Below are 24,166 nucleotides of genomic sequence, written 5' to 3' on the forward strand. Positions count from 1 at the left end.
GAGTGTTGATCTACTACGCCGGAACAATCGCGCCCATAATCAGGCAGCCAATGAGGCCCAGGCACGAGAGAACGGTGGTGTAGCTAGTGCGCACCTTGAGCGTATCGCTAAGCGAAAGGCCGAGGAATTCCTTGAACATCCAGAACCCAGGATCGTTCACGTGCGACGCCATAACGGAACCGCAGGCGGTTGCGAGCACCATGATCTCGGGGCTGACGGTGCCAGCGGCGATAAGCGGAGCGGCGATGCCGGCCGCGGTCACCACGGCGACTGAAGCCGAACCAAGCGCAACGCGCATAATCGCGGCGATGGCCCAGGCGAGGATGATCGGGGAGAGGTTGACGGACTGGGTGATCTCAACGATGTAGTCGGAGATGCCGCCCTGGCGAAGCACCGCGGCGAAGGCGCCGCCGCCACCGATAATGAACACGATCATGGCGATCGACTTCACGGACTTCGAGCAGGACGCCATGATGGTGTCCATCGGAACCTTGCGAACCAAGGTGAAGTAAAGGACCGCGAACATGAGCGAGAGGAGCAGGGCGAACCAGTCGTGGCCGATGAAGGAGAAGACCTTCGTTACCGCGTTGTTCTTACCGAGCGTTACCTCGAGGATCGCGTGACCGCCGATGAGGAGTACGGGCATTGCGGTGATGAACAGAGACATCCAGAATCCGGGCATCTCTTCGTCAGTCCACTCCTTGTCCGAAGCGAGGCCGGCAGGCGGGTTAGCGGTGATCTTCTTGACGAAGCCGAGGCGCGGCCAAATAAGCGCAACAGCCGTGCCGATCGGCAGAGAAATAATCAAACCCCACAGCAGTGCCAGGCCGATAGAAGCGTTGTAGATGCCGGCAACGGCCGAGGGGCCGGGGTGCGGCGGGAGGAAGGAGTGCATGGTCGAAAGGGCAATAGCCAGCGGCATTGCCAACCACATCACCGGTATCTTGTACGACCGGCAAACGGCGAAGACGATCGGGATGAGGATAACCCAGGCGGTCTCCCAGAAGAGGACGACGCCGACCAGGAACGCGACGATAATGATCGCGAGCTGGGAGTGCTTGACGCCGAACTTTGTTGATCAGGGTGGTGGCCAGGCGGTTGGCTGCGCCCATATCCGCCATGAATACGCCGAGCATGGCGCCGAATCCGAGGAGGAGGACGAGCTTTCCGGTCTGGCCTCCAACGCCACCCTTAATAACGTTGAGCAGGCCGGTTATTTCTGCTTCCTTATCGTCGAGAAGCGGCATGCCCTGGGCGATACCGACGACGAGGGAAACAATGATCAGAGAAATGAATCCATTGACCTTGAAAGCAATCATCAAGATCAGGAGGAGCGCAATTCCGAGCGCAAGAATGAGTAATGGCATTTTTATCTCCGCACTGAGATCGTGGATTGGTTTCTTTTACTTGGGGGTTAGAGGACGTCGAAATCCTCGATAGCGGTCGCCTGCGCGACGGCGTCCTGCAGGGCAGGGCGGAAGCGCGGATCGAGTTCGCGCGCGGGGGCAAAGCAGTAGCCCGCTTCGACGCCGGCCATGCGCAGACCCTCCTTGAGCACAACCGGGAATGTTGCGATATCCACCAGGTTGCGCAACGGCGTCAGGGCATTCTGAAGCCGCAAGGAGCGTTCGAAATCTCCCGCTTGGAAGGAGTTGTAGATTTCAGAGACCAGGCGCGGTGCAATGTTCGCCGTGGAGGCAATAGCTCCGGCGGCGCCCATGCACAGGCCCGGGAAAATAAGGGTGTCGCGCCCGATAATGACCGAGAAGTCATCGGGTACCTCACGCAGATAATCTGACGTGAGAGTCATATCGCCGGCGGAGTCCTTAATTCCAACGATGTTCGGCACTTCCGCGAGGTTGAGAACCGTGGACAGGGCGACCGGAACCTTGGTGCGTCCGGGGTTGGAGTAAACCAGGATGGGCAAGTCGGTTTCCGAAGCAATGTTGCGGTAGTGGTCAATGAGCTCCGGCTGGGTGGGCGTCATGAAGTAGGGCGTCAAAACGGACAGGGCCGTGACTCCGCCAACTTCCTGAATCATGTGCGCGGTGCGAACACAGTCCCGGGTGGTGATCTCGGAGGCGCCAGCGTAGACGGGTACGCGGCCGTTCACATGCTCCACTGTGATTTCAACAACGCGGCGCTTCTGCTCCTCGGACAGGCCGTAGATTTCGCCTGACGATCCGAGAACGAAAACGCCGTGGACGCCATTATTGATGACGTAATCGAGAACATCGCGCAAGCCCTGCTCGAGGAGGTTCCCCTCGTGATCGAGCGGCGTAACTAAGGCGGGAATAACGCCGGTGGGTTTCCAGTCCATTTCAATCCGTTCTTCTTCGAACTATTTTGTAGATTGGGGTCTACATATGTGTACAATAAGTATTACAGCAAAGATAGTGGTATAGCGACAGGGACTTAAGGCTTATCTGGCGAGATTTCGTCTCGGGTTTACTTTTCGCCTTTCGCCCGTGCCGTTCTTTGGGTGAGGGTCGCGAAAAGAGAGTCGTTTTTTCGAGCCCTTTTAGTGATAGGGTTGGTTAAGTTTCAACGGTGTCGGGGGTTCTATGAGTAATGATGAAAAGGTCGCCGCTAGGTCAGTGAGCGGAGGCGTCAAGCCGGTTAAATCGGCGTCGCGAACCATTGAGCTTTTAGAGCTCTTGGCGGAGCGGAAAGCGAATCCGCCACGCCTGGCCGAGATATGCGAAGCTCTGGGAACTCCGCGCTCTTCGACGTATGCGTTGCTACGGACGCTGGGGCAAGCGGAGTGGGTTATCGACAACGGATCGGATGGATACTCTCTGGGGATTCGTGCCCTGACCGTCGGAACTGCTTATATTGATGCCGATCCCTATGTTCGGATCATTCGCCCAATCTTGGCTGACCTTGCCTCATCGTTGCAGGAGACCTTCCACTTGGGTCGAGTGGACCACGGCGACGTCGTCTATCTCTTGACCCAGCAATCCGATCGCGTCATGCGTACCTATTCGCGGGTTGGACGGCGCTTGCCCACCACCGCCACCTCCCTTGGTAAAGCGGTTTTGGCCTACCGGCCCGACCTCATACCCGATGAATTGGTCGTTCTCACCGAATATTCGATTACTGACCGCGCGCAGTTAGAGGAAGAATTGGCGCGCACCCGCGAGCGGGGTTATTCAATTGATGATCAGGAGAACACCCTCGGACTTCACTGCGTGGGCTTCGCCCTTCCGTATTCCGATGAGGTTACTGACGCGATCTCGTGCTCGATGGCGCTGAGCACCGTCACCGACGAGCACGTCAAAGAAGTCGTTACCGCAATGGAAGAGGCGGTTTCGCGAATCGTCGAATCGGCGCCGCTTCGAGGCTAGAACACAACCCGCCCCTGGATCTGGCGCGAAAACTTAACCAAAGCTCTACCGGTTAGGTAGAGCAAGGGAAAGGAAAACTGCCGTGAAGGTACTAGTTCCGCAGGAATTGCCCGATGTCGAACCGATCGCCGTTGAGGGCGTGAGCTACGTGCGGTATGACGTAGCCGCGCCTATTCCCGCCAAGCACAGCGATGCGGAAGGCCTGGTGGTGTGGGCTAATCGCGACCTCGCCGCGCAGGCGCGCCAGCTTCCCCAGCTTCGCTTTGTGCAGGGCCTGGCCGCGGGCGCCGAGGCAACGCTGAAAGGTGATTACCCGGAGGGCGTTGTGGTGTCCGGGGGAAGTGGCCTGCATGACGTGACGGTTTCCGAGCACGCCCTGGCCATGATTCTTTACTGCGTACGGGGCCTGGGGAAATGCCGCGCTGCCCAAGCGCGGCATCAGTGGAAGCGTGGGGCGCCAAAGCCGCAGCTGAACACCGCCGATTCGGTGACCACATTGATTGACGCGCGAGTAACCATCTGGGGCTACGGCAATATTGGGCGCGAGCTCGCGCCCAAGCTTGAGGCCTTCGGGGCACGGGTACGCGGGCTGGCTCGCTCCGATCGCGAGGAAGGGAGCGTGCGGGTTTACGCTGCCGGTACGCGCGAAGAACCAAGCCCGGCGCGCAACGATGTGCTTTCGGATACCGACGTTTTGGTGAATATCCTCCCCGCCAGCGAGGCAACCAAGAGTATTTTCGACGCCGGTGTATTTGCCGCACTTCCGGCCCGCGCCTATGTGATTAATGTGGGCCGCGGGGCCACCGTGGATCAGGCCGCACTGGCACAGGCACTGCGAGACGGTGAGATTGCCGGCGCGGCGCTTGACGTCACTGACCCCGAGCCGTTGCCGGAAGATTCCGAGCTGTGGGACCTAGCTACCCTTATTACTCCACATATCGCGGGTAACCGCCCGGTGGGCTGGGAGAAATTGCTGGCGCGCAATCTCGCCGCGTTCCTGGCCGGCGAAGAGATCGAAAACCGCCTCGCCTAGCCGAAGGTGCGCGCGAAGTTACGTAGCACGCGATGCGAATGGGTGAGGTTCGCGGCGCGGATCACCGCGTAAATCTCGGCTTTGCGGGATAGATCCATATAGCCGCGGTCCGCGTAAAGCTCGAGCCGATAAATAATGGCGTCGGCATCAAGCTCGGGGTGGAACTGCGTGGCGTACATGCATTCCCCAGCGCGGAAAGCCTGCACCGGTGCCGCCTCGCCGGTGGCCAAAAGCTCCGCTCCCGGCGGGGTTTCGCGTAGCGCCTCGTGGTGGCCCACCAGGGCCGTGAACTCGCGCGGCAGACCCGCAAAAACAGGGTCGCGGCGCGCGGCGTCGGTAAGGGTAATCGTCACCGGCCCGGCGTCCTCCCCGTATGTTGTGTCGACGACGCCGCCCAAATATGTGCCGATGGCGCCCACCCCGTAGCACAAGCCAAGGAACGGGATATCGCGGTGGAAGGCGAAATCCAGTAAACGCGCTAGCTCGGTCTCAACCGCGATCTGGAAATCATCCTTGACGGCGGCCCCGGCGTCGAAAGGACTCCCTCCTAGCAGTATCCCCTTGTGACCGGCGCTCAGGGCCTCCCAGTCAATGCCGGTGTTGCCGTGCAGCACTTCTTCATCTAAGCGGCACTCCGCTAATTGAGGGAGGGAGAGGCCGGCGATATGCGCAACGGACTGGCGCTCGCGGAAGGCCGCTTCGGTGCCGGGGCGTGTTTGCACCAGCAAAAAACTAGGACGGTGAGCCAAGGTACCTCCCTCGGGCGCGGAAAATGCTAAAGCCCACGCTATCGAAAACCGCGCGCTCGCGCAGGCAGGCCCACATCGGGCAACGCAATGCCTGGCGGCACGCTTTAGCCCGGGAAAGGCACGACGGGTTGCGCCGGCGTCGGCGAACGCATCCACCACACCGCCCCGGCCCCCTTGGAATCGTCGTTTTCGCGCGATACGGTCACAAAAACATCTCGCCCGTCCGCTCCGCCCAAGGTGACGGCGGTTGTTCCCGTCACCCCCGCTAGCTGGTATTCCTGCAGAACTTCCGCCTGCGGCGAGTAGACGCGAATCTTTCCGGCGCGGTTGAGGGCCACCCAGATATTGCCCTCGCTATCGACGGTGAGCCCGTCGGGAGAAAAGCCATCGGCACCGTGGAACTGGCGGCGGTTGCAGAGGTTGCCGGCGGCATCGACGTCGAAAATATCGGTGACGCGGGTGGTGGTGTCGTTGTAGTAAGCGCGCGAAAGGTCGGGCGAGAACGCGATGCCGTTTGAGGTGGTGACGGCGTCGAGCATCACCTGAGGTTCAAAGTCGGGAGACACGCGCCAGAGCTTTGCGGTCCCGACGGTCTCCTCATTGCGCTGGTAGGGCATTGATCCGGCGTAAACGTATCCCCACGGGTCCACGGTGCCTTCGTTGAGGCGATAGGCAGGGGAGGTGAAGAGCTCAAGGCGTTGCTCGGGGGCCGCGAACGCGGAATCGGCCAGAGCCAGGCCCCGTTCGGTGGCAAGCAGGTAACCGCCGCCGGCACGCGGGCGCACAAAGGCGGCGATTCTCGCGCCGGTTTCTAGCCGCGAGACGCTACCGGAAGGATCCATGGTGAGCAGATCCCCGGCGAGCATATCTACAAACCGTAGCCCGCCCCACTCCTCACTCCAGACCGGGCCCTCGGCATGGAAGGCAACCTGCGGGGTTATTTGCTCGAACTTTTCTGCCATAGGCCCATGTTAGGCGCTGGGAACGATGAGCGGACCGCCGGTTACCGGATCCTCAATAACCAGGCAGTTCAATCCAAAAATCTCCGCGAGATTCGCGGCCGTAAAAACTTGCTCGGGTGTGCCCGTTATCGCCACCTCTCCGTCCTTCATGGCAATCACGTCGGTGGCGTAGCGGGCGGCCTGGTTGAGCTCGTGAAGTACCGCCACCATGGTGCGTCCCTGCTGGTTGAGGTCGCGAAAAAGGTTCATAAGTTCAATCTGGTTGGCAAGGTCCAAGAAGGTTGTGGGTTCGTCGAGGAGCATGATGGGGGTGTCTTGCGCGATAGCGGTGGCCACCCACACCCGCTGGCGCTGCCCGCCGGAAAGTTCATCGACGAGGCGGTCGGCGAGCGTGGCGGTATCGGTAACTTCCATCGCGCGGTTGACCACCGCCTCATCTTCAGCGCTGGCCCGGGAAAGAAGGCCCTGGTGCGGATAGCGCCCGCGCGCCACCAGCTCGCGTACGGTAATCCCCTCTGGAGAGATCGGGGATTGCGGCAGAAGGCCAATTTGCTGAGCTACCGCGCGGGTTTTCAAATGCGAGATGGAGGCGCCGTCGAGCAAAACAGCTCCGCGTCTCGGGGTAAGGAGCCGCGCCAGGCCGCGCAGAAGGGTGGATTTTCCGCACCCGTTCGCTCCCACAATCGCGGTGAACGAGCCGCCGCGGATTTCCACCTCCACGCCGCGAACCACGCAACGCTCCGCATAGCCCAACTCGAGCTGGTGGGCGCGAAGCCGCGCGGTGCTTGAGCTTTTATCGACCACGCCGATGTCCTTCCCCTATGAGGTACCAAAGCAGGTAGAGCCCGCCGAAAATCACCGTGACCGCGCCGGCGGGAACGGGCTGAGCGGGCACGTGTTGGTCGATCATATCCGCGGCCAAAAGAATGATTGCGCCGGTGAGCGCGGAATGGAAAATGGGGATTCCGGCCCCGCGGGCGGTGCGCCGGGCAATCTGCGGAGCGGCCAGGGCCACGAAGGAGATAGGGCCGGCCGCCGCGGTGACCGCCGCGGTGAGCGCTACGCCCAGCCCAAGAATTCCCAGGCGCGTGGGTTCAACCCGCAGTCCGTGAGCGGCGGCGACGTCGTCGCCCAACTCTAGTTGCCGCAAGGGCCGTAGCGCCGCGCACAGCAGCGGGATGGACGCGGCGAGCAGGACCAGGGGGCTGGCCACATCTGACCAGCTGGCGAGGTTAATGCTTCCCGCGCCCCACATGGCCGCCCCGAGCGCCACTTCTTGGCGGGCACGCAAGAGTAGCCAGGTGTTGATCGAGGAAAGCATGGCGGTGGCGCCGATTCCCACCACAATAAGGCGGCTGCCGGCAATTCCGCCGCGATAAGAGAGGAGGTAAACACCGGCGGCGGTGGCGAAACCGCCCAGCAAGGCGCCCAGGGAATCGGAAAGGAAGGAGCCGGCGAGGATGGTGCGAGCGAGGATTACCCCGGTGTAGGACCCGGCGGAAAACCCGATAATGTCCGGCGAGCCCAGAGGGTTGCGGGTGATGGTTTGGAAAAGCGCGCCGGCGATTCCCAGCGCCGCGCCAAACACCAGAGATCCCACCACCCGTGGGGCGCGCCATTCGCGCACCACTTCTGCCGCAAAGCCGTCCGCCCCGAAGAATGAGCGCGCCACATCCGCAAAACTAAGTTGCAGACTTCCCAAGGTCAGTGCCCACATGGCAAGCAAGCTGGCCGCCGCCGCGAGCGCGAGCGCGGAGGCGATGGTGCGCAAACGCCGCTGGCTCATGAAAGCGCTCCTTTCCGGCGCACGACGGCGATGAGGACCGGCGCGCCGACGAATGCCGCAACCACGCTCACCGGCATCTCCCCGCTGGGGAGAATAAATCGGCCCAAAATATCGGCGGTGAGGAGGATGATGGGGGCCCACAGCGCGCATAGGCCGAGTATCCAGCGTTGGTCTGGGCCAATCAGGTTACGAATCAGATGCGGAGCCATTAGCCCAATAAAAGCAATGGGCCCGCAGATGGCCACCGCTCCTCCGGCCAGAAGCGTTACCGCCAGCGCGGCCCACAGCCGCACCGCGCCCACCTGAATTCCTAGGCCGCCGGCGGCGTCGTCGCCCAAAGCGATGCCGTTGAGCGGGCCGGAAATGAGCGCGGCGATTGCCACGCCCACCGCGAGGAACGGGAGAGCCGCCAGCAGGGGCGCCCAGCCGCGACCTTCCAGAGTGCCGGCTTGCCACACGAGGGTTTCGTTGAAGGTACGCGGGTTAGCGAGGCGCAATGCGGTGGTGAAACCTTGCAGAACAGCGGAGAGGGCGACTCCGGTGAGGAGGGTGCGGACGGGGTCGGCGCGCCCGGCCCCGCGGGTGCCGATAACAAGTACTAATCCGGTGGCGAGGGCCGCGCCCAGCATCGCCAGCCAGGTGTAATGCGAGGGGGTATGCCAGTTGAGGAGGCCAATGCCGAGCGTGACGGCGAAGGCGGAGCCGGCGGAAATGCCGAGGATGCCGGGATCAGCGAGGGGATTGCGGGCAACGCCCTGCATCACCGCGCCGGCCATGCCCAGCGCGCATCCCACCAGTAACCCGGCGGCGGTGCGCGGCAGGCGTGAATCGAGAACCGCGTGTGCATCTAGTTCACTTACGGGCCTGTCCAGCAGGGCATCCAGCACGGTATTTAGCGGTACCGAACGTGCTCCAATAGCAATAGACGCGCAAGTGATTATCGCCAAAGTTATTAAACCAATCAGTAACAATTGCCGCCTTTTACGAGCTACCGCGGGGTGTCGGGCGCGGGAGGCTGTGGCGGTGGTTGCGGCACGGGTTGCGGTGGGGCTTGCCGCGCGGTCCGAAGCGACGGGAGGAGCGATATGTGAGGAAGCCATAATTGCTTCAATCCTCCTTGTTACAGCGATTCCGGTACGGGTAACCTAACCCTGGTCAGGGCGTGGGTGCAACCGCGCTCCGATCACATTGTCACGCAATTAATAAGGCAAGGTTTTATAAATGAAGAAGCTACGTGCTCTTTCCGCCCTCCTCGCGGCGGTCGCACTGTCAGTAGCGGGTTGCTCGGGTAATGGCCAAGACGCGAAGACGTCCGCTCCGGCGCCCAGCGCTCAGGAAACCACCTCGGCCGCTGCCACCGCCGCCTACCCCGCCACCATCTCCACTAAGTTTGGAGACGTCACCGTCAAGGAGAAGCCCGAGCGCGTGGTGGCGCTCGGTTGGGGCGACGCCGAAGTCGCGCTCTCCCTCGGTGTGCAGCCGGTGGGTGCGGCTGACTGGATGGCGTTCACCTCCACCAACCCGGAGTCGAACGGCGTTGGCCCGTGGGTGAAGAACTCTTACGAGAAGGCGCCGGAGATTCTCGGCACCATGGAACTGGACTACGAGCAGATCGCGGCGCTGCAGCCCGATCTGATCCTCGACGTGAAGAGCTCCGGTGATCAGGAGCGCTACGATCGCCTCTCCAAGATCGCTCCGACCATCGGCGTTCCCAGCGCTGATGCGGATAACTGGCTGACCACCACCGACGATCAGGTGACGATGATTGGCAAGGCGCTCGGTGAGCCCGAGGCCGCCCAGAAGCAGCTTGACGAAACCAAGGCGGCTTTCGCCGAGGTCACCAAGGCTCACCCGGAGTGGGACGGCAAGACCGTGACGGTCGCGACCCGTACCTCCGAAGGATGGGGCGCCTACATTGACGGCGACGCTCGCGTGGAGTTCATGAAGAACCTCGGCCTCACCCTCAACCCGAAGGTGAAGGAGCTGGCGGATACCTCCGCCAACGCGTTCTCGATTACCGTCTCGCCCGAGCAGCTCGATACTTTCGACGCGGACGTGATCGCGGCCTTCCCAATCTTCATCGATTCTGCGCAGATTACCGATGACGCCGGCTGGAAGGCCATTCCCGCGGTCTCCGCAGGCCATGCCTTCGTGGTCGACGGTGATCTGGCTTCGGCCTTCTCCTTGGGCACGCCGGAAGCCACCCAGTACGCGATTGACAAGATCGCGCCGATGGTGGAAAGCGCGCTGAAGTAAGCATGAGGGCTTAGCCCGCGCCTGAAAAACAGCATCCCGGCCGTAGCGATTACGGCCGGGATGCTGTTTTTTGCTCGCTTAGTTGCGCGCGCCTAGAGCGGCAAGCGCCGGGCGCTTGTGGCAAGCTAAGCGCGCCAAGCTGCGCGCTTAGCTAACGACCAGGAAGCTCAAGCATCCGCTGGAGGCTAGGACGGTAATCACGGCCAGGCTGACCACGAGGATTCCTGACCACACGGCGCCCTTGCGCAAAAGCTCAGGCTCGGACCCCGGCGTCTTAATGGCGCCGGCGGCAATCGCCAGATTCTGCGGGGAAACAATCTTGCCAATGCCCCCGCCCACTTCGTTCACGCTCAAGAGCAGATGCGGATCAATGCCGGCATTCGTTGCCGCGGTTGCCTGCAAATTGCCGAAGAGCGCGGCGGTGGAGGTGGCCGATCCGGTAACCGCGGTACCGATCCAGCCGAGGAAGGGCGAGAGGAAGGCGAAGGCGGCGCCGGTGGCGGCTAGCGCCTGGCCAATGGCCAGGGTTTGCCCGGAGAAATTCATTACGTAGGCCAGGCCCATAATCATGGCGATCGTCAGAATCGTGACCTTGAGGCTCGAGATGGTGCTCCCCAACGTGGCTATGCCCCGCCCGAAGCTGTACTCGAAGCGCCCGCCGGAGCTATTCAGGCCGTACACCGCGCTCACAATAAGGCCGGTGAGGAGCAACATGGTGCCGGGCGAGGAAGCCCAATTGAGGTTGAAAATCGTGGAGGTGGCAACATTGCCCTGTGCGTCCAGCAGATTTCCGTGCAGACCGGGCCAACCAAAGGAGGTATCGAAACGCGCCAGAATCTCGGCGCTTCCGTTTTCGGTGGGCACCTTAATGAGTTTGGCTGCGGAAAGAATTACGACTACCAGCAAATAAGGGAGCAGACCGAGCACGGCCCGCCCGCCCGGCACCTTTTCCTTGGCGGGAGCCGAGGCTTGGTCGTCCGGCGTCGTCGGCTGCCACACGCGCAACACCGCGATGACCGCGGCGAGGGAAAGAAGTGAGGCGAGGACGGCGGTGAGTTCGTAGGAAATGAAGTTCGAGGTCACCACGTGGCCCACGGACATTCCCGCCCCGGCGGCCAGGGCGACCGGCCACACCTGCTTGAGGCCGCGCGCACCGTCGATAATGGCGAGCACGAAGAAGGGCACGAAGAAAATGAGCAAGGGGGCGATGCGGCCCATGGTGGCGCCGACGGCGTCGGCGGGGACGTTGCCGCCCAGGCGGGCGACGGTGGTCACCGGGATTGCCATCGCGCCGAAGCCCACGTTCAGGGCGTTGCCGACCATCACCGCCAGCGCGGCGCGGATGGGTGGTACGTCGAGGGCAATCAGCATGGCGCAGGCGATTGCGACCGGTGCGCCGAATCCGGCCAGGCCCTCGAGCAGGCCGCAGAAGGCGTAGCCCAGGAGCAGGGCCTGGACGCGCTTATCGCCGCGCCCGACGGCGGAGAAAATTGCCTGGACGTCCGCCGCGCGGCCCGACGATTCGGTCAGGTTGTAGAGCCAGACCGCCATAATCACGATATATAGAATCGGGAAAAGGCCAAATGCCATGCCCTGCAATGCCGAGAGGCCGGCGAGCGTGGCCGGCATACGGAAACCGAAAACGGCCACCAGTAGCGCGGCGATGAGAGAAATTATTGAGCACCAATGCGTGGGAACTTTGAAGGCTCCGAGGAGCACAAAAAAGAGCAACAGCGGAATGAACGCAATGAGCGCGGAAAATACGATGCTCCCGCCGACCGCGGTCGGATCCGGGGCGAAGGTCTGCGTAAGTATCACCGCTCGAATCTACCCTGGTTGAAGAATGCTTAGGGTGGTTTCCGGGGATAAGGGTGGCGCGATGAACGACGGCGGAGCGCCGGGCGGCTTTGCTCCAGTGCCGCGGCTGTGGAGCAAAGAAACCGCGGCCGCCGTCGCCAAAGACTCCGAGCTGTACATTCCCGGCCCCGGGCGGGAAAGCTTTGCCAGCCAAAGCGAATATTTCGCCGATATGCGCCGCCGCTACGACCGCCGCCATGAATGGTGGAATGAGGGCGGGCCGGTCATGGCAAGCGTGTCGCAAGCGAAGATTCCGACCCGCCACGGGCAGGTGCCGGTGCGTATCTATCGCCCGGCTAGGTGCGGCAAGGCGGTGATTTTCTATATGCACGGGGGCGGTTGGTGCGTGGGCTCAAGCGATTCGCATGATCGTCTCCTTCGCGAGCTCGCCGCGGCGTGCGAATCGACGGTGGTGTCGATTGAGTACACCCTGGCGCCGGAGGCGAAATATCCGCGCCCCTTCGAAGAATGCGCGGACGTGGTGGGCTATATGCTCAGCGATAATTCCGCGCGTTTTAGCGTGGCGGCTTTGGCTGGTGACTCATGCGGGGCCACTCTAGCTCTGGGTGTTTACTGTCTTTTACGCGAGGCGGGGCCGGAGTCTTTGGTGCGCCGAGTGCGCTCTTTGCATTTGTACTACGGCGCCTTTGGGCTACGCGATTCTTACTCGGCGCGAATGTACGGGGGTTGGTGGGACGGTATGAGCCTGGCCGACCAAGAAAAATATCGCGGATTCTTCGTACGCGACGCGGCCGACCTGCGCGCGCCCTACCTGGATCTGCTCGGCCAGCAAGAGTTCTCCGCGGATTTCCCGCCCTGCTATATCGCGGCGGCCGAATTCGATCCTCTCCTCGACGATTCGCGCCTTCTCGCGGCCGCGCTCGCGGACGCGCATGCGCCGCATCGCTTGCGTATTTTCCCCGGTACGATCCATGCTTTCATGCAACGTCTGCGCCTGGTGGGCGCCGCCCGAGACGCGGTGCGCGAATCGGCCGAATGGTTCCAGCGCTACCTTTAACGCGGCAGCGTCACCCGGCCGCGATGCGTCTGCGCCAGGCCGTCTTCCAGCAAGGATTCCAGAGCGGGAGCGAAGCGAACCTCGGAAAGCCCGCTTTCCGCCACTAGCTCGGTGCGGGACAGCCCCGTGGGAGTCTTACGCAACGCCGCCATAATCTTGCCGCGCGCCTGCCGATGCGTCCCCTCGAACCCCTGAGCTTTGCGCGGAGCCGCATTGGCGGGCCGGCCGTGCTGAAGCCACTGGCATTCCTCCGCAATTGGGCAAAGCTCGCACTTCGGATTCTTCGCGGTGCACACCAGCGCCCCGAGCTCCATCACCGCCGCGTTCCACTGGGCCGCGAGTTCGCCGTCGTCGGGAACAAGCTCTTCGGCTCGCGCCACCTCGGCTTTCCGCAGGCTCTTGGGTGGCAGTTCCTCGCCGGCCAGCGCTCGCGCGAGCACGCGGCGAATATTCGTATCGAGCACCACCGACCGCTCGCGGTAGGCGAAGGCGATAATCGCGTCCGCGGTGTACGGCCCAATTCCGGGGAGCGTGAGGAGCTTTTCGCGCTCGCGCGGAAGCTGGTTGCCATATTCTTTCGCGACGACGCCGCCGCACTCGCGCAACCTTAGCGCGCGGCGCGGGTAGCCGAGATTGCCCCAGGCGATCAGCACCTCTGACGGGCTTGCTTCGGCGAGGTCACGCGGGGTTGGCCAGCGTTTCATCCATTCTTCCCAGGCGGGAAGGACGCGCGCCACCGGAGTTTGTTGGCTCATAACTTCGCAAACAAGAATGGCCCACGGGCTGGTGTCCGGCTCGCGCCAGGGGAGGGGCCGGCCGTTACGCGCGAACCACTCCACCAACTCGATAAACACGTTCTCAGTGTGCCCCAATTATTGAAAATTCCAAAACCGCGCGAACCGCCGGCGAGATTCCAAGCGCCTCGGCCGGGAAGCGGGCTGGTTTTGGTAGCGTGAGATGCGTGAAAGAAACGGGCACATCGCGCGGGGATTCGCCGCGCGAGCGAAATCGCAGGCCAGCCTCCGGGCGCGCAGGCCGGGCCGAGCGCTCCGGCCAGCGAGACTCAGCGGGTGAGCGAGGCGCGGCCAGCCAGCGCGGATCAGCCAGGCGGCGGAGCGGCGAAAACAACAGCGGAGCCAAACGCGGGCGCCGCGGCGAGAGCGCTTCTCCCGCGCGCCGCGGTGGCAACGCCGAGCGAAACGCCCAGCGTGGTGCTCGGCGCGGTACGGAAAGCGGCCGTGCGAGCCGCGGTCAGCGAAGCCTACGTGCCAAAGAGCGCGGTGAAAAATCGGCTCGCGGGCCTGTTTTTTCCCGCCGGCGCGCAAGTGAGCGCGAGGCAGAGCGCGAGAATTCTCGTGATGCGGTTTCGTGCCGCAGGGCCGCGCGAGGCGTGACTCAGCGCGGCGCAGAGTCGCGCGGTGCAGAGTCGCGCGGCGCGAGCGCGCGCAAGGCAACAGATCCACGCCGATCAAACCCGCGCCGGTCAGATCCGCGGCGCTCAAACCCTCGCCGCGGGGAGCGGCGCAGAGCGGAGAAGGCACAGCAACGGGCCGAGCTTACCGCGGCGCAACTCGAAGAGCGCCAGCGCATCCGCAGGATTATCATGATCGGCCTGGGTGCCGTATTGATCCTCATTGTGGCTTTCGTGGTTTTTGCCTATGCCTATGGCAAGGTGACGGAACGCCAAGAGGCTGTTTTAGAAAAGCCAGACCAGCTGTATCAACCCACCCAGTGCACTAACGCGATGCTTAAAGCCTCGCTCGCCATGACGGGTGCGGTGGCTGGATCTCCCAGCACTTTCCACGTCAATCTCACGAACACCTCCGAGGACAATCCTTGCTTCATTGATGTGGGCTGGAAGAACCTTACGGTCGAGATCACCTCCGGCGGTGCCCACGTTTCCGACACCGGCGTCTGCCAGGTTGGCCCGCAGTCAAATATCTTGCTTCTCGATCGGCAAATGAGCGCCACCTACGACGTTGCCTGGACCGGAACGGTGAGCGGAAAGGCATGCGCCACGAATGGTGATTGGGCGCGGCCCGGAACCTATCAGGCCCGCGCGATCCTCAACGGCAATATCGAGCTGGGAACTCTTTCCTTTGAGATACGCCCGGCCGGTAGCCGCCCGCAGACAATCAGCGCCACGTCCGAGGCCATTTCTCCGGTTGAGAGTGCTTCGCCGTCCGAGGGTGAGACCCCGGCCGAAGGCGAGAACGCGAATGACGGCGCCTCCGCCCCTGCGGATGATGCGCCCACCCCAGTCAGCGGCGCATCGGCGCCAGCAGAAGGTGAGTCGGCGCTGGCCGACGCAGCTTCGGAGCCAGTGGACGCTACGCCAGGTGCGGATCCCACCGCCGGGTCGGCGGGCTGACCGAACCGCGGACCGACTACACTCCAGCGGGGGCTAGTTGTGGGACCGCCGAACCAGAGACATAAATCAGAGAATAAAGAGAGGGGCGGGGTGCTAGCCGAAGCTAGCACCCCGCCTGGGCTATTCAGGAAACGTCTTTAGTGTTGGTGGCCGCGGTTGTTCAGTAAGTCGATGAGGTCATCGAGTGACAGCCGCTTTGCCTGTTGTGCGGGGGTGGACGGAGCCGTTTGATCCCCGCTTTGGTCGGTTTGCTCGCTACCGTTCTGCTCGCCGCCGGCTTGCTGGTCTACCTGTCCGGACTGCTCACTAGACTGGCCGCCGTGCTCATGCGTACCGTGATCGTGGCCGTCGCCATGTTCGTGGCTATGCCCCGCCTGAGAGTGATGGTTGAGAACGTCCACGAGCTCATCGATCGACAAGCGCTTTCCATCGGGTTGGCCGGGGTTACCGTTCTGGCCGCTCTGACCGTTCTCATCCGAACCTGCGCCGTCGCCGCCGTTGCCGGCATCGCCCGTGCCTGCTTCGCCGCCTTGATTGGTGCCAGCATCGCCAGCGCCCGGGGACTGGTTGGAATTTCCGCCCGACTGCGCGCAATCAAACGTCGCCGAATTGATTGCTTCATCTCCGACCAGGAAGGTCAGAGCTTGTGGCTGGGAGGTAGCTCCGTTTGCGAGCTCGTAATACACATTGATCCGATACGCGCCTGGCTTATTGAATACCCAGGCAGCGTGCGTGTGCGTGGGGTCCGGGATGTCGATAACGTTCTTTCCCTGTCCGGAATCGGCGAACAGGCTGAACTTGCTCCTGACCGAATCGTATTGGTAGAGAATGAACCGACCGCCTGCGGGCACGTCAGCGGCTTCCAGATGAAGCTTCGCGGATCCGGTTCCCAGTTGCTGGGTCGACCATCCCGGCCACGGCATACCACCGCGTTGCTTTTCGTCGAGCTGGAAGAATGAATCGCCTAGCTGGCGCAGAATATCCCACTGCGAGTCCTTTTTGAGAATGCTGGTGCTCTTGCGGGCAATATTGGGAACCGCCAAGTTGATCGACGACGGCGTGCGGTAAACACTGCCCTTCGCGTGCTCGTTGGAATCGTCGCGAACGAGGGTCTGCACGGCCTTGCCATCAGCGCTCTTATGCGCGGAAATATCTAGGTGGCCTTGCCGAATCAAGACCGGATACGAGAACGGGTTTTCAAGGCTACCGTCGCCGATCGGCTGGCACTGCTTCGCGGTGCCTTCCGATCCGCTTTGCCCGGCGTTCTGGTTACCGTTTTGGGTTCCGCCCTGGTCCGTGCCTTGGTTGCCACCTTGCTCCGTACCTTGGTCGGTGCCCTCCTGCTTGCCGCCTTGGTCACTACCCTGATCTGCGCTCGAGCCATTTTCGGTGCCTGGCGCGCCGGCGGGCTTCCCGCCCTGGTAGAGCTTCCCGGACGCCGTCTGCGAATTACCGAGCGTCCACGGCGTCACAATGGTCACCTTCTCCGCGACCATATATGCCGTGGGAATGAGGTTGATTTTGAGGCTGAAGCCTTGGTCCCAGATCCAGTCCATGGGCAGGACCTGCACGTATTTACCGTCGGTCCCTACCATTCCCTCAACTTCGATGTCGTAGTAAGGGTTCTTCGGGTCTGAGGTCCATCCGCCGCGAATTGCTCCACGAATCTTCGGATCCGAGAACTGGATGGTGGTTGTAACCGTCTGCTTTTCGAAATCCGGGACGCTGGTTATTATGTAGGAAGCGTCTTTCGGGGCGTAGGTTTCCTGCGCGAACGACGGCGCTGGATCCGACGTCGTCGGGGATGGCCACGAATCGGCCATTCCCGTCACGGTCGCGGCGGGATTGCCGGGGGTGTACTCCACAGCGGGGGAAACCCAGCGCCCGTGTGCGGCATCGGCAGGGATGAAAACCGCCTGCAGACGCGAGGCGAGTGACCCCAGCATTTCGTTATGTACGCCCACGCCGTTCTTCACCGGCACTTCGGTGAGTGGATAGCCGTCAATGAATAGGGCGAGCGTGCCCTGGGCGGAGGTATCTTTGGCATCGAAGCGCAAAGTGGAGAATGCCTCTTCGCCGTCGCGCACCTTCCCCTCGCCATTCGTGGCCGGATTCTGGTTGGGGCTGACGGTAAAGGAATAGCCGTCCGTATTGCCTTCCGCGGCCGCGTTATAGCGGTCATTCACCGGCGAATCTGGCATTGAGGCCGGATCGACTCCGCCCACGTACCAGTTGAACGGAACCGGTGCGGAGGAAATCAGATTGCCGGCCTTATCGCGTGCTACCGCGCGATACGTCAGGGTGTATTTTCCGGGCTTGGAAAATACCGTCTCATTGTGAGTATGCGTTCCCGCATTGAGAAGCGAGGAGCGGTAGCTGGGGTCGTGGCTGGAAATGAGGCGGGTGACGTCGGTATCCGCCACCATGAACATTTCCATCCGGCCCGGACCCTCGAAGCCCACCAACTCGAGCCAGAAGGCGCCGTCCTTGAAATTCTCTACCGGAATCTTGCTATCGGCTCCGAAGCCGGCCCAAATGGGGGTGTTGCCAGGGGCGGGTAGGCGCGGCGCGCGGTACCAGCGGGTGGCCGTGGCGTTGAGGAAATCGAACCTAGCTTCGCCCTTGGTGTCGAAAATATGGGTATTCGTGCCGTCCCTGTAGAAGCCCTTGCCAACCCAATTCGCGGTGTTTTCAAGCGGGTAGAGGCTACCCTTGGCTTCGTTCTTGAGCACGAAGCCGCCGTTTTCCCAAAAGACCTTCGGCGCATCGATATGCCCGGCGGTAGTAATCAGCTTCCCGTCATGCACGCCGAAAACGTGCGCGGCTTCTCCGGAGGTATTCGTTTCATTGCTCGCGCTCACGGCCGGCGCGCTACCCTCGGCGCCGGAAATTTCATCACTGTAGGCGGGCGCCACGCTCAAAGAGCCCGCTATGAAAAGTGCTCCAGCGGCAAAAACTACGTGGAGTTTCCTCATCTGTGTTCTTTCTAAGTCATTGGAAGTCCACACACAGAGTACAGATAATGCGAATCATTCGCAATAATGAAAATGCTGGGGGCGACGACGCCGGAGCGAGCAGCATCCAACCGCGGAAAAGGTGCTGCGGTTAGCGGGGTGCAGGCAAAGGTTAGCGCTCAGCCAAGCGGGTGCCGGCAAAGGTGCGCGTTTAACCAAGCGGGAGGACGGATTGGATGGCGCTTCGCACATCGGCGCACCGCCGCAGGGTGATTCCGGCCGGGGCCTTCACTTCCGAATTGGCGGGAACGATGGCGAGGGTAAATCCCAGGCGGCTAGCTTCGGCCAGCCGTTGCTTGAGCCCGCTGACCGGCCGAAGCTCGCCGGTGAGCGCAACTTCTCCGAAAGCGACCGCGCCCGGGGCGATGGGTAGATCCGAATAAGCCGAGGCCAGGGAGAGTGCAATCGCAATATCGCTGGCCGGCTCATTGGCTTGGGCGCCTCCCACGGTCGATACAAAGACGTCTTTTTGGTCGAGCGCCATTCCCGCCCGTGCCTGCAAAACCGCAATGGTAATGGAGGCGCGAGAGAAGGAAACTCCGGCCATGGTGCGTTGGGGCCGGCCGCTGGAGGGAACGACCAGGCCCTGCACTTCCACCGGCATGGGCCGGCGTCCCTCGAGGGTAATCGTGGCGCAGGTGCCCGGTACCGAGGTGGTACGTGAAGAAAGGAACAGGCCGGAAGGATCGGGTAAGCCAATGATTCCGGTGTCTGTCAGCTCAAAGCATCCCACCTCATCCGTTGCTCCGTAACGGTTTTTTACCGCGCGGACCATGCGCAGGCGGGAGTGCCGGTCGCCGTCGAACTGGCACACCACATCAACGAGATGTTCGAGCACCCGCGGGCCCGCAATCGCGCCGTCTTTGGTGACGTGCCCGACGAGCAGGACGGGAAGCTCGTGGGTCTTGGCAATATTGACGAGCGCGCTGGTGACCGCTTTGACCTGGGCGCTCCCGCCGGGAGTTCCATCGGTATCGGGATCGGAAATCGTCTGCACTGAGTCGACCACTACAAGCGAGGGTTGCTCGGCGCTGATGTGCCCCAAAACCCGCGCCAGATTCGACTCCGCGGCCAGGTGGAGGTGAGGATTCATCGCTCCAATACGCTCGCCTCGAAGTCGTACCTGCGAGGCCGATTCTTCCCCGGAAACATAAAGAACCGGGCCTTTCCCTTCCTCTTGGGCGGTGCGAGCGGCCCGCGCGGCGACGTCAAGCAGAAGCGTGGATTTTCCAATTCCCGGTTCGCCAGCAAGAAGGAGCACCGCGCCCGGCACCAGCCCGCCCCCGAGCACTCGGTCGAATTCGGCCACCCCGGTAGGAGATTTCCGCGCGGCGGTGGTGGGAACGGAGGTAATGGGCGTGGCGGGCAGCGAAGGCGTGAGCGCGCGCGTGGGTTTTGCCGCGCCCGGCCCGGCTTCGGGCGGTGTTCGTTCCTCCAGGGTTCCCCACTCTCCGCACTGAGAGCAGCGGCCAACCCATTTAATGCTCACCCAGCCGCACTGGGAGCAGATATACGAGGTAGCAGGAGTTTTTGCCATGCCAAAACCCTAAATCATTCCTCCGACACGCTTTCTGTTACCCACAGTTGTTAGGCGCGCGGCACTTGGCGCGCGGCGTTGTCCCCGTGCCGCCCCATCCCGCGGCAACCCCGCGCTTTAGCGGAAAATCGAGCGCCGGAAAGCGTGGATAGCAGTAAAGATCAGCGAACAGATCACCAGTGCAACGCTTATGGAAAGCGTCCACAGGCCGTGGATAGCCGCGTCGACGGTCATAGCGTCGGGAGCGGGAGAAGATTCGGCGTAAGTCGCCGCGGCACTAATTGCACTAAAAGCGGGGACGAGGAAGCCAATGGCGGCCACCAAGCAAATGGCCGCGAGGATGAGCCACACCGTCAGACGGGTGCGCCGGGGGAGCTGCTGCGGCGTCGTGCCGACCTGCGACGTCGCGCTAACAAAAACGTTCGGTTCGCTCACTGTAGTGCCTCTTTCGGGCCTCTCAACGCCTCCCTCGCGGTGGGATATAGAGCGGCCATGAATACGTGGAATCTGAGACCATCGTATCGCTTTAGAGGCTTAGCGGTTGGCGAATTCTTCCAAAAGTTCAGAATCGCCAGACACGATAATGACGTCGCCGGCGCCAATGCGCGTCTCACTGGTGGCGTACTCGAAGGGTTGCCCTTCCGCCTTCACGCCAATAATTCGTACGCCAAAGCGCTCGCGAATGCGCGACTGCTTGACCGTGAAACCTTGAATATCGCGCGGCGGATGCATCTTCACAATGGAGAAGCCGTCTTCCATTTCGATGTAGTCGAGCATGCGGCCCGAAACCATGTGGGCCACGCGGGTGCCGGCGTCGAACTCGGGGTAGACCACGTGGTGAGCGCCAATGCGCCGCAGGATGCGCCCGTGGGAACGGGAAATTGCCTTTGCCCAAATTTGCGGGGTTCCCAAATCCACCAGGTTCGCGGTGATGAGCACGGAGGCTTCCAGGGAGGTTCCCACGCCGACGACGACGGTGTGAAAATCCGCTGCGCCCACTTCATCCAGCACCTCGGAGGAGGTCGCGTTTCCCTGCACCACGCGCAGGCGGTTGGACCATTTCTGCGCTAAATCGGGATCCTTCTCGATCACCAAGACGTCGCGTCCCAGGCCATCGAGGGTGGTGGCAATTGCGGTGCCAAAACGCCCCAAGCCAATGACGAGCACGCCTTTTTCGTCGAGTTCAGCCACGTGGATCCTTTCTTTCGTGATGCCAGTTTAGATGCTTTAGCCAATAATCGGCCGCTCTTGCGGGAGGCGAATGGTGCGCCGACGGTTACGCAGGGCAAGTGCGCCGGCCAGGGTCATGGTGCCAGTGCGGCCGAAGAACATGAGGAGGGCGAGGGTGACCTTGCCGCCGGTGGGTAGGTAGGGCGTGATACCGGTTGATAAACCGCAGGTGGCGAAGGCGGAAATGGATTCAAACATGACCCTGGAAAAGCCGAAGTCGGTGAGCTGCAGGAGGGCAACCGTTCCCGTCATCACCATGATTGTTCCGGCGAAAGTGGCCGCAATGGCCAGGCGCAGGACCTCGGCCGGTAGGCGCTTTCCGAAAGTTTCGGTGTCGCGGTCGCCGCGTGCCTCGGCGCGAATGGCGAGGATGAGGACCGCGAAGGTGGTTACTTTTATGCCGCCGGCCGCGGAGGCCGAGCCGCCGCCAATAAACATGAGGCCATCGAGCAGAAGCCAGGTTGTTTCGCTCATCTCGCTCACATCGACCGTGGCCAGGCCGGTGGAGCGGGCGTCGGTGGAGAGAGTGAGGGAGGCGTTAATACGTTCGGAGAGGTTGAGCGAGCCGAGCGTGCGGGTGTTATTCCATTCCACCAGTGCGATGGCGATGGCGCCGAAAACCCACAGGAGAAGATAAGTGGTGAGGGTGATTTTGGTGGTGACTGACCATTTTGCGGGGCGGTTGCGATTGCGCCACATATCGAGAATGACGGGGAAACCGATTGCGCCGGCGATTGTTCCCATCATGATGGGGATGGTGAGCGTCCAGTTTCCCACGTAGGGGGCGAGGCCCTCGGGCATAATGACGAATCCGCCGTTATTAAAAATCGAGACCGCCATAAAGTAGGAATGCCACAGTCCGGTCAGAAGCGCTTCGCCTTTGCTAAGGAAGAACGGCAGAAGAATGACGAGCAAAATCGCCTGGGCGGAAAGAGAAACAATGACGACGGCGCGAAGTAGCGATCCGACTTCCCCGAGCGAGGATTGGTTTTCGTTGGCGGTGAGCATGCGCTGGGTGAGGCCGACGTGGCGGGAAACCGCGCGGCCCAAAATGGAGGCGAGCGTCATCACGCCCAAGCCACCCACGATCAGGCCGAGAGAAATCAGGAAGTGGCCCAGCGGCGACCAGAACGTGGCGGTGGTGACGGTGGTGAGCCCGGTGACGCAGACTGTCGAGGTGGCGGTGAAAAGCGCGTCGATGACGGGGGCGGGCGTTCCCGAAGCGGTGGCGGCGGGCAGGCGCAAGAGTCCGGTGAGGACCAGGATGACCGCGGCGAAAATAACGATGGCGAGGCGTGCCGGGCGCTCGCGGGCAACCCGGTCGACGGCGTCGCGCGCGCCGTCGAGAAGGTGCCGCCGCCGCGTGCGATAATCAGCCGTTATTTTTTCACTCACGCCGTGAGCTTAGCTCCCCGAACGCTGGTGCGGCTACGAAAGCGGACAAGCGCGCACGTGTCCGCACCGCCACCTCAAGTCACAATTGTTAAAAATGGGGCAAATACGACAGCTGAAAAAATCCTGAAAGTTGCAAAAATGGGCTATTGTAATCATGTCGTAGTCGCCACACGCGACTCATCGCTGAGCTACCAGGACGTGTTATGAGCAAACTTCCGCTGAACAACCCGCAGTTCTATACCGTTGCGGAGGTTGCTGATATGGTGCGCGTTTCGCGGATGACGGTTTATCGCATGGTCCACTCGGGGGAGCTTCCTGCGGTTCGCGTGGGTGGTTCATATCGCGTCCCGGCGTCTGCGGTGGAGGAAATGCTCGGCGCGTCAGTGGTCGACGACGATCGTCGGGCGGCGGGCCAGTAGGGCAAGAAAGCTCGCCGGAGCGTGACCACTACCCCATAGGGTGAATTCAACTTTTGCGTGGGTAGCGCGCTAAGATATGACAGGTTACGGGCTTGATACCCGTGTAAATCATTTGATTCTGAGGAGGTGCCCGTGGGATCCGTTATTAAGAAGCGTCGCAAGCGTATGTCTAAGAAGAAGCACCGTAAGCTGCTTCGTAAGACGCGCCACCAGCGCCGCAACAAGAAGTAAGTTGCGAACAAAAAGTTCGGGTCCGCATCGCGGGCCCTTTCTTTTTCGTTAATGCGGCGAACCTTTTGCCGATATATAGAAAAAAGTTAACGTACTATCCGCATTTTTTGACCAATCTTGAATCAGTTTTCGCCCTCGAATTCCCAAAAAATGAAGCATTTTATGGTGAGTAGTTTTTGTCTCATGACGGAGATTTTTCTTTGAAGTTTCGCGGGAAAATCGGGAATTTTGAGGTTAGAGTGATTCCAAAGAATTTTTTGGTGTTCAGTAAATTTGCTGGTGCATTTATAATCTGTGGTCAGATGCGTGGTCTGCTCGGTCCGTGACCCTGACTTAACAAAAACAGAACAGGTGGCCGGCGGTTGCGCTTAAAAGCAAGAAGGCCGGCCAGGTGGCGGCGAACGCGAAGGGTTGAGGAAAAATCTATGAGTAACGAAGTGCGGTGGCTTACTGACGAAGAGCAGTATGCCTGGCGAGCGTATCTTCGCGCGACGGCGATTATTACCGAAGCATTTAACCGGGACTTGATGGAAGCACACGAGGTGTCACTCAATGAATACGACGTCTTGGCTCGGCTGTCCGAGGCGCCGGGGCGGTGCCTGCGAATGTCCGCGTTGGCGGACGTGATGGTGCACTCACGCTCGCGGCTGACCCATACGGTGCGGCGCCTAGAAGAAAAAGGCCTGGTGTGCCGCAGCGCAAATGCCAATGATAGGCGCGGAGTGGACTGCAAGCTCACGGCCGAGGGCTACGCTTTTGTGGAGGCCGCGGCGGTCACCCACGTTAATTCGGTGCGCCGCCACCTGGTAGACAAAATGGGCCACGACGATTTCCTGCGCTTCGGCGAGCTGTGCGCCAAGCTCGTCGATAACCCTGATCAGATTCGGTAGGTCGGCGGCCACCTCATGTTCGACGGGCCGAGTTGCCATCGAGCCCTTGTCGGGCTAGGGCCGCGCCTTGG

At 61.7% G+C, this 24,166-nt stretch carries 22 protein-coding genes and 1 pseudogene; 8 read left to right on the forward strand and 15 right to left on the reverse strand.

Annotation, left to right across the window (positions count from 1 at the left end; genetic code table 11):
• Nucleotides 1–13: 13 nt before the first annotated feature.
• The 3 genes and pseudogenes from BN2664_RS08200 to dapA all read right to left on the reverse strand — a co-directional run bounded on the left by BN2664_RS08200 (nucleotide 14) and on the right by dapA (nucleotide 2,320).
• Nucleotides 14–1,042, reverse strand: coding sequence for a gluconate:H+ symporter (locus BN2664_RS08200; protein WP_331456645.1), 1,029 nt, complete (start codon nucleotides 1,040–1,042; stop codon nucleotides 14–16).
• Nucleotides 1,043–1,121: 79 nt separating this feature from the next.
• A pseudogene (locus BN2664_RS09400) lies at nucleotides 1,122–1,367 on the reverse strand (GntT/GntP/DsdX family permease); the annotation flags it as partial.
• Between the two features lie 47 nt (nucleotides 1,368–1,414).
• Entirely contained in the window at nucleotides 1,415–2,320 is a 906-nt protein-coding gene (gene dapA / locus BN2664_RS08205; protein WP_007000672.1) for a 4-hydroxy-tetrahydrodipicolinate synthase, read from the reverse strand.
• A gap of 244 nt (nucleotides 2,321–2,564) precedes the next feature.
• Here dapA and BN2664_RS08210 point away from each other — a divergent pair, with 244 nt between their 5' ends.
• Together BN2664_RS08210 and BN2664_RS08215 are read left to right on the forward strand one after the other, a co-directional pair.
• Nucleotides 2,565–3,347 (forward strand): IclR family transcriptional regulator, encoded by a 783-nt coding sequence (locus tag BN2664_RS08210; RefSeq protein ID WP_007000671.1) that lies wholly within the window; start codon nucleotides 2,565–2,567, stop codon nucleotides 3,345–3,347.
• 82 nt (nucleotides 3,348–3,429) lie between these two features.
• On the forward strand, nucleotides 3,430–4,380 hold the full coding sequence (locus tag BN2664_RS08215; RefSeq protein ID WP_007000670.1) for an NAD(P)-dependent oxidoreductase: 951 nt from the start codon (nucleotides 3,430–3,432) through the stop codon (nucleotides 4,378–4,380).
• Here the strand turns inward: BN2664_RS08215 and BN2664_RS08220 are convergent.
• From BN2664_RS08220 to BN2664_RS08240, 5 genes are all read right to left on the reverse strand, one after another.
• Nucleotides 4,377–5,102, reverse strand: a complete 726-nt coding sequence (locus BN2664_RS08220; protein WP_197408657.1) for a glutamine amidotransferase-related protein — start codon at nucleotides 5,100–5,102, stop codon at nucleotides 4,377–4,379. The two genes, BN2664_RS08215 and BN2664_RS08220, sit on opposite strands and share 4 nt — an antisense overlap.
• Nucleotides 5,103–5,233: 131 nt before the next feature.
• On the reverse strand, nucleotides 5,234–6,091 hold the full coding sequence (locus BN2664_RS08225; protein ID WP_007000668.1) for an SMP-30/gluconolactonase/LRE family protein: 858 nt from the start codon (nucleotides 6,089–6,091) through the stop codon (nucleotides 5,234–5,236).
• A gap of 9 nt (nucleotides 6,092–6,100) precedes the next feature.
• Entirely contained in the window at nucleotides 6,101–6,895 is a 795-nt protein-coding gene (locus BN2664_RS08230) for an ABC transporter ATP-binding protein (protein ID WP_007000667.1), read from the reverse strand.
• The gene (locus BN2664_RS08235) at nucleotides 6,885–7,877 is read right to left on the reverse strand and encodes a FecCD family ABC transporter permease (protein ID WP_058120670.1); all 993 of its coding nucleotides are present in this window, start codon (nucleotides 7,875–7,877) and stop codon (nucleotides 6,885–6,887) included. The genes BN2664_RS08230 and BN2664_RS08235 overlap by 11 nt, the downstream gene beginning before the upstream one ends.
• A complete protein-coding gene (locus BN2664_RS08240; RefSeq protein ID WP_007000665.1) occupies nucleotides 7,874–8,977 on the reverse strand; it encodes a FecCD family ABC transporter permease in 1,104 nt (367 codons plus the stop codon). Before BN2664_RS08240 ends, BN2664_RS08235 begins: the two co-directional genes overlap by 4 nt.
• Nucleotides 8,978–9,098: 121 nt before the next feature.
• Between BN2664_RS08240 and BN2664_RS08245 the strand changes: the two genes are divergently transcribed.
• Nucleotides 9,099–10,133, forward strand: a complete 1,035-nt coding sequence (locus BN2664_RS08245) for an iron-siderophore ABC transporter substrate-binding protein (RefSeq protein WP_007000664.1) — start codon at nucleotides 9,099–9,101, stop codon at nucleotides 10,131–10,133.
• 147 nt (nucleotides 10,134–10,280) lie between these two features.
• Here the strand turns inward: BN2664_RS08245 and BN2664_RS08250 are convergent, their stop codons facing one another.
• On the reverse strand, nucleotides 10,281–11,951 hold the full coding sequence (locus BN2664_RS08250; protein ID WP_007000663.1) for an L-lactate permease: 1,671 nt from the start codon (nucleotides 11,949–11,951) through the stop codon (nucleotides 10,281–10,283).
• Between the two features lie 25 nt (nucleotides 11,952–11,976).
• Here BN2664_RS08250 and BN2664_RS08255 point away from each other — a divergent pair, with 25 nt between their 5' ends.
• A complete protein-coding gene (locus BN2664_RS08255; RefSeq protein ID WP_007000662.1) occupies nucleotides 11,977–13,008 on the forward strand; it encodes an alpha/beta hydrolase fold domain-containing protein in 1,032 nt (343 codons plus the stop codon).
• On the opposite strand, the gene BN2664_RS08260 is transcribed toward BN2664_RS08255, so the two are convergent.
• The gene (locus BN2664_RS08260) at nucleotides 13,005–13,880 is read right to left on the reverse strand and encodes an HhH-GPD family protein (protein WP_040316946.1); all 876 of its coding nucleotides are present in this window, start codon (nucleotides 13,878–13,880) and stop codon (nucleotides 13,005–13,007) included. The genes BN2664_RS08255 and BN2664_RS08260 overlap by 4 nt on opposite strands.
• 518 nt (nucleotides 13,881–14,398) lie before the next feature.
• On the opposite strand from BN2664_RS08260, the gene BN2664_RS08275 reads away from it, so the two are divergent.
• Nucleotides 14,399–15,379: a hypothetical protein gene (locus tag BN2664_RS08275; RefSeq protein WP_040316943.1), complete on the forward strand. Its 981-nt coding sequence runs from the start codon at nucleotides 14,399–14,401 to the stop codon at nucleotides 15,377–15,379.
• Nucleotides 15,380–15,516: 137 nt separating this feature from the next.
• Here BN2664_RS08275 and BN2664_RS08280 read toward each other — a convergent pair whose 3' ends face one another.
• The 5 genes from BN2664_RS08280 to BN2664_RS08300 all read right to left on the reverse strand — a co-directional run bounded on the left by BN2664_RS08280 (nucleotide 15,517) and on the right by BN2664_RS08300 (nucleotide 22,555).
• Nucleotides 15,517–18,354, reverse strand: coding sequence for a choice-of-anchor M domain-containing protein (locus BN2664_RS08280; protein ID WP_007000659.1), 2,838 nt, complete (start codon nucleotides 18,352–18,354; stop codon nucleotides 15,517–15,519).
• Between the two features lie 190 nt (nucleotides 18,355–18,544).
• Complete coding sequence (gene radA, locus BN2664_RS08285; protein ID WP_007000658.1) at nucleotides 18,545–19,930, reverse strand: DNA repair protein RadA; 1,386 nt, start codon at nucleotides 19,928–19,930, stop codon at nucleotides 18,545–18,547.
• A gap of 117 nt (nucleotides 19,931–20,047) precedes the next feature.
• The gene (locus tag BN2664_RS08290; RefSeq protein ID WP_007000657.1) at nucleotides 20,048–20,365 is read right to left on the reverse strand and encodes a hypothetical protein; all 318 of its coding nucleotides are present in this window, start codon (nucleotides 20,363–20,365) and stop codon (nucleotides 20,048–20,050) included.
• Between the two features lie 99 nt (nucleotides 20,366–20,464).
• The gene (locus tag BN2664_RS08295) at nucleotides 20,465–21,121 is read right to left on the reverse strand and encodes a potassium channel family protein (RefSeq protein ID WP_007000656.1); all 657 of its coding nucleotides are present in this window, start codon (nucleotides 21,119–21,121) and stop codon (nucleotides 20,465–20,467) included.
• A 36-nt stretch (nucleotides 21,122–21,157) separates the two neighbouring features.
• Nucleotides 21,158–22,555 (reverse strand): TrkH family potassium uptake protein, encoded by a 1,398-nt coding sequence (locus BN2664_RS08300; RefSeq protein ID WP_007000655.1) that lies wholly within the window; start codon nucleotides 22,553–22,555, stop codon nucleotides 21,158–21,160.
• Between the two features lie 203 nt (nucleotides 22,556–22,758).
• Here BN2664_RS08300 and BN2664_RS08305 point away from each other — a divergent pair, with 203 nt between their 5' ends.
• The 3 genes from BN2664_RS08305 to BN2664_RS08310 all read left to right on the forward strand — a co-directional run bounded on the left by BN2664_RS08305 (nucleotide 22,759) and on the right by BN2664_RS08310 (nucleotide 24,095).
• A complete protein-coding gene (locus tag BN2664_RS08305; protein WP_007000654.1) occupies nucleotides 22,759–22,974 on the forward strand; it encodes a helix-turn-helix domain-containing protein in 216 nt (71 codons plus the stop codon).
• A gap of 132 nt (nucleotides 22,975–23,106) precedes the next feature.
• On the forward strand, nucleotides 23,107–23,205 hold the full coding sequence (locus BN2664_RS09075; protein WP_005504750.1) for a 30S ribosomal protein bS22: 99 nt from the start codon (nucleotides 23,107–23,109) through the stop codon (nucleotides 23,203–23,205).
• Between the two features lie 425 nt (nucleotides 23,206–23,630).
• The gene (locus tag BN2664_RS08310) at nucleotides 23,631–24,095 is read left to right on the forward strand and encodes a MarR family winged helix-turn-helix transcriptional regulator (protein WP_007000653.1); all 465 of its coding nucleotides are present in this window, start codon (nucleotides 23,631–23,633) and stop codon (nucleotides 24,093–24,095) included.
• The last annotated feature ends 71 nt before the right edge of the window (nucleotides 24,096–24,166 follow it).

The sequence above is a fragment of the Actinobaculum massiliense genome (assembly GCF_001457435.1).
GTDB classification, from domain to species: domain Bacteria; phylum Actinomycetota; class Actinomycetes; order Actinomycetales; family Actinomycetaceae; genus Actinobaculum; species Actinobaculum massiliense.

Excerpts from the sequence above, each read along its gene's own strand:
- dapA (WP_007000672.1), bottom strand. The coding sequence starts at position 2,320 with ATGGACTGGAAACCCACCGGCGTTATTCCCGCCTTAGTTACGCCGCTC.
- BN2664_RS08210 (WP_007000671.1), top strand. The coding sequence starts at position 2,565 with ATGAGTAATGATGAAAAGGTCGCCGCTAGGTCAGTGAGCGGAGGCGTC.
- BN2664_RS08225 (WP_007000668.1), bottom strand. The coding sequence starts at position 6,091 with ATGGCAGAAAAGTTCGAGCAAATAACCCCGCAGGTTGCCTTCCATGCC.
- BN2664_RS08235 (WP_058120670.1), bottom strand. The coding sequence starts at position 7,877 with ATGAGCCAGCGGCGTTTGCGCACCATCGCCTCCGCGCTCGCGCTCGCG.
- BN2664_RS08240 (WP_007000665.1), bottom strand. The coding sequence starts at position 8,977 with ATGGCTTCCTCACATATCGCTCCTCCCGTCGCTTCGGACCGCGCGGCA.
- BN2664_RS08245 (WP_007000664.1), top strand. The coding sequence starts at position 9,099 with ATGAAGAAGCTACGTGCTCTTTCCGCCCTCCTCGCGGCGGTCGCACTG.
- BN2664_RS08255 (WP_007000662.1), top strand. The coding sequence starts at position 11,977 with ATGCTTAGGGTGGTTTCCGGGGATAAGGGTGGCGCGATGAACGACGGC.
- BN2664_RS08280 (WP_007000659.1), bottom strand. The coding sequence starts at position 18,354 with ATGAGGAAACTCCACGTAGTTTTTGCCGCTGGAGCACTTTTCATAGCG.
- radA (WP_007000658.1), bottom strand. The coding sequence starts at position 19,930 with ATGGCAAAAACTCCTGCTACCTCGTATATCTGCTCCCAGTGCGGCTGG.
- BN2664_RS08305 (WP_007000654.1), top strand. The coding sequence starts at position 22,759 with ATGAGCAAACTTCCGCTGAACAACCCGCAGTTCTATACCGTTGCGGAG.
- BN2664_RS08310 (WP_007000653.1), top strand. The coding sequence starts at position 23,631 with ATGAGTAACGAAGTGCGGTGGCTTACTGACGAAGAGCAGTATGCCTGG.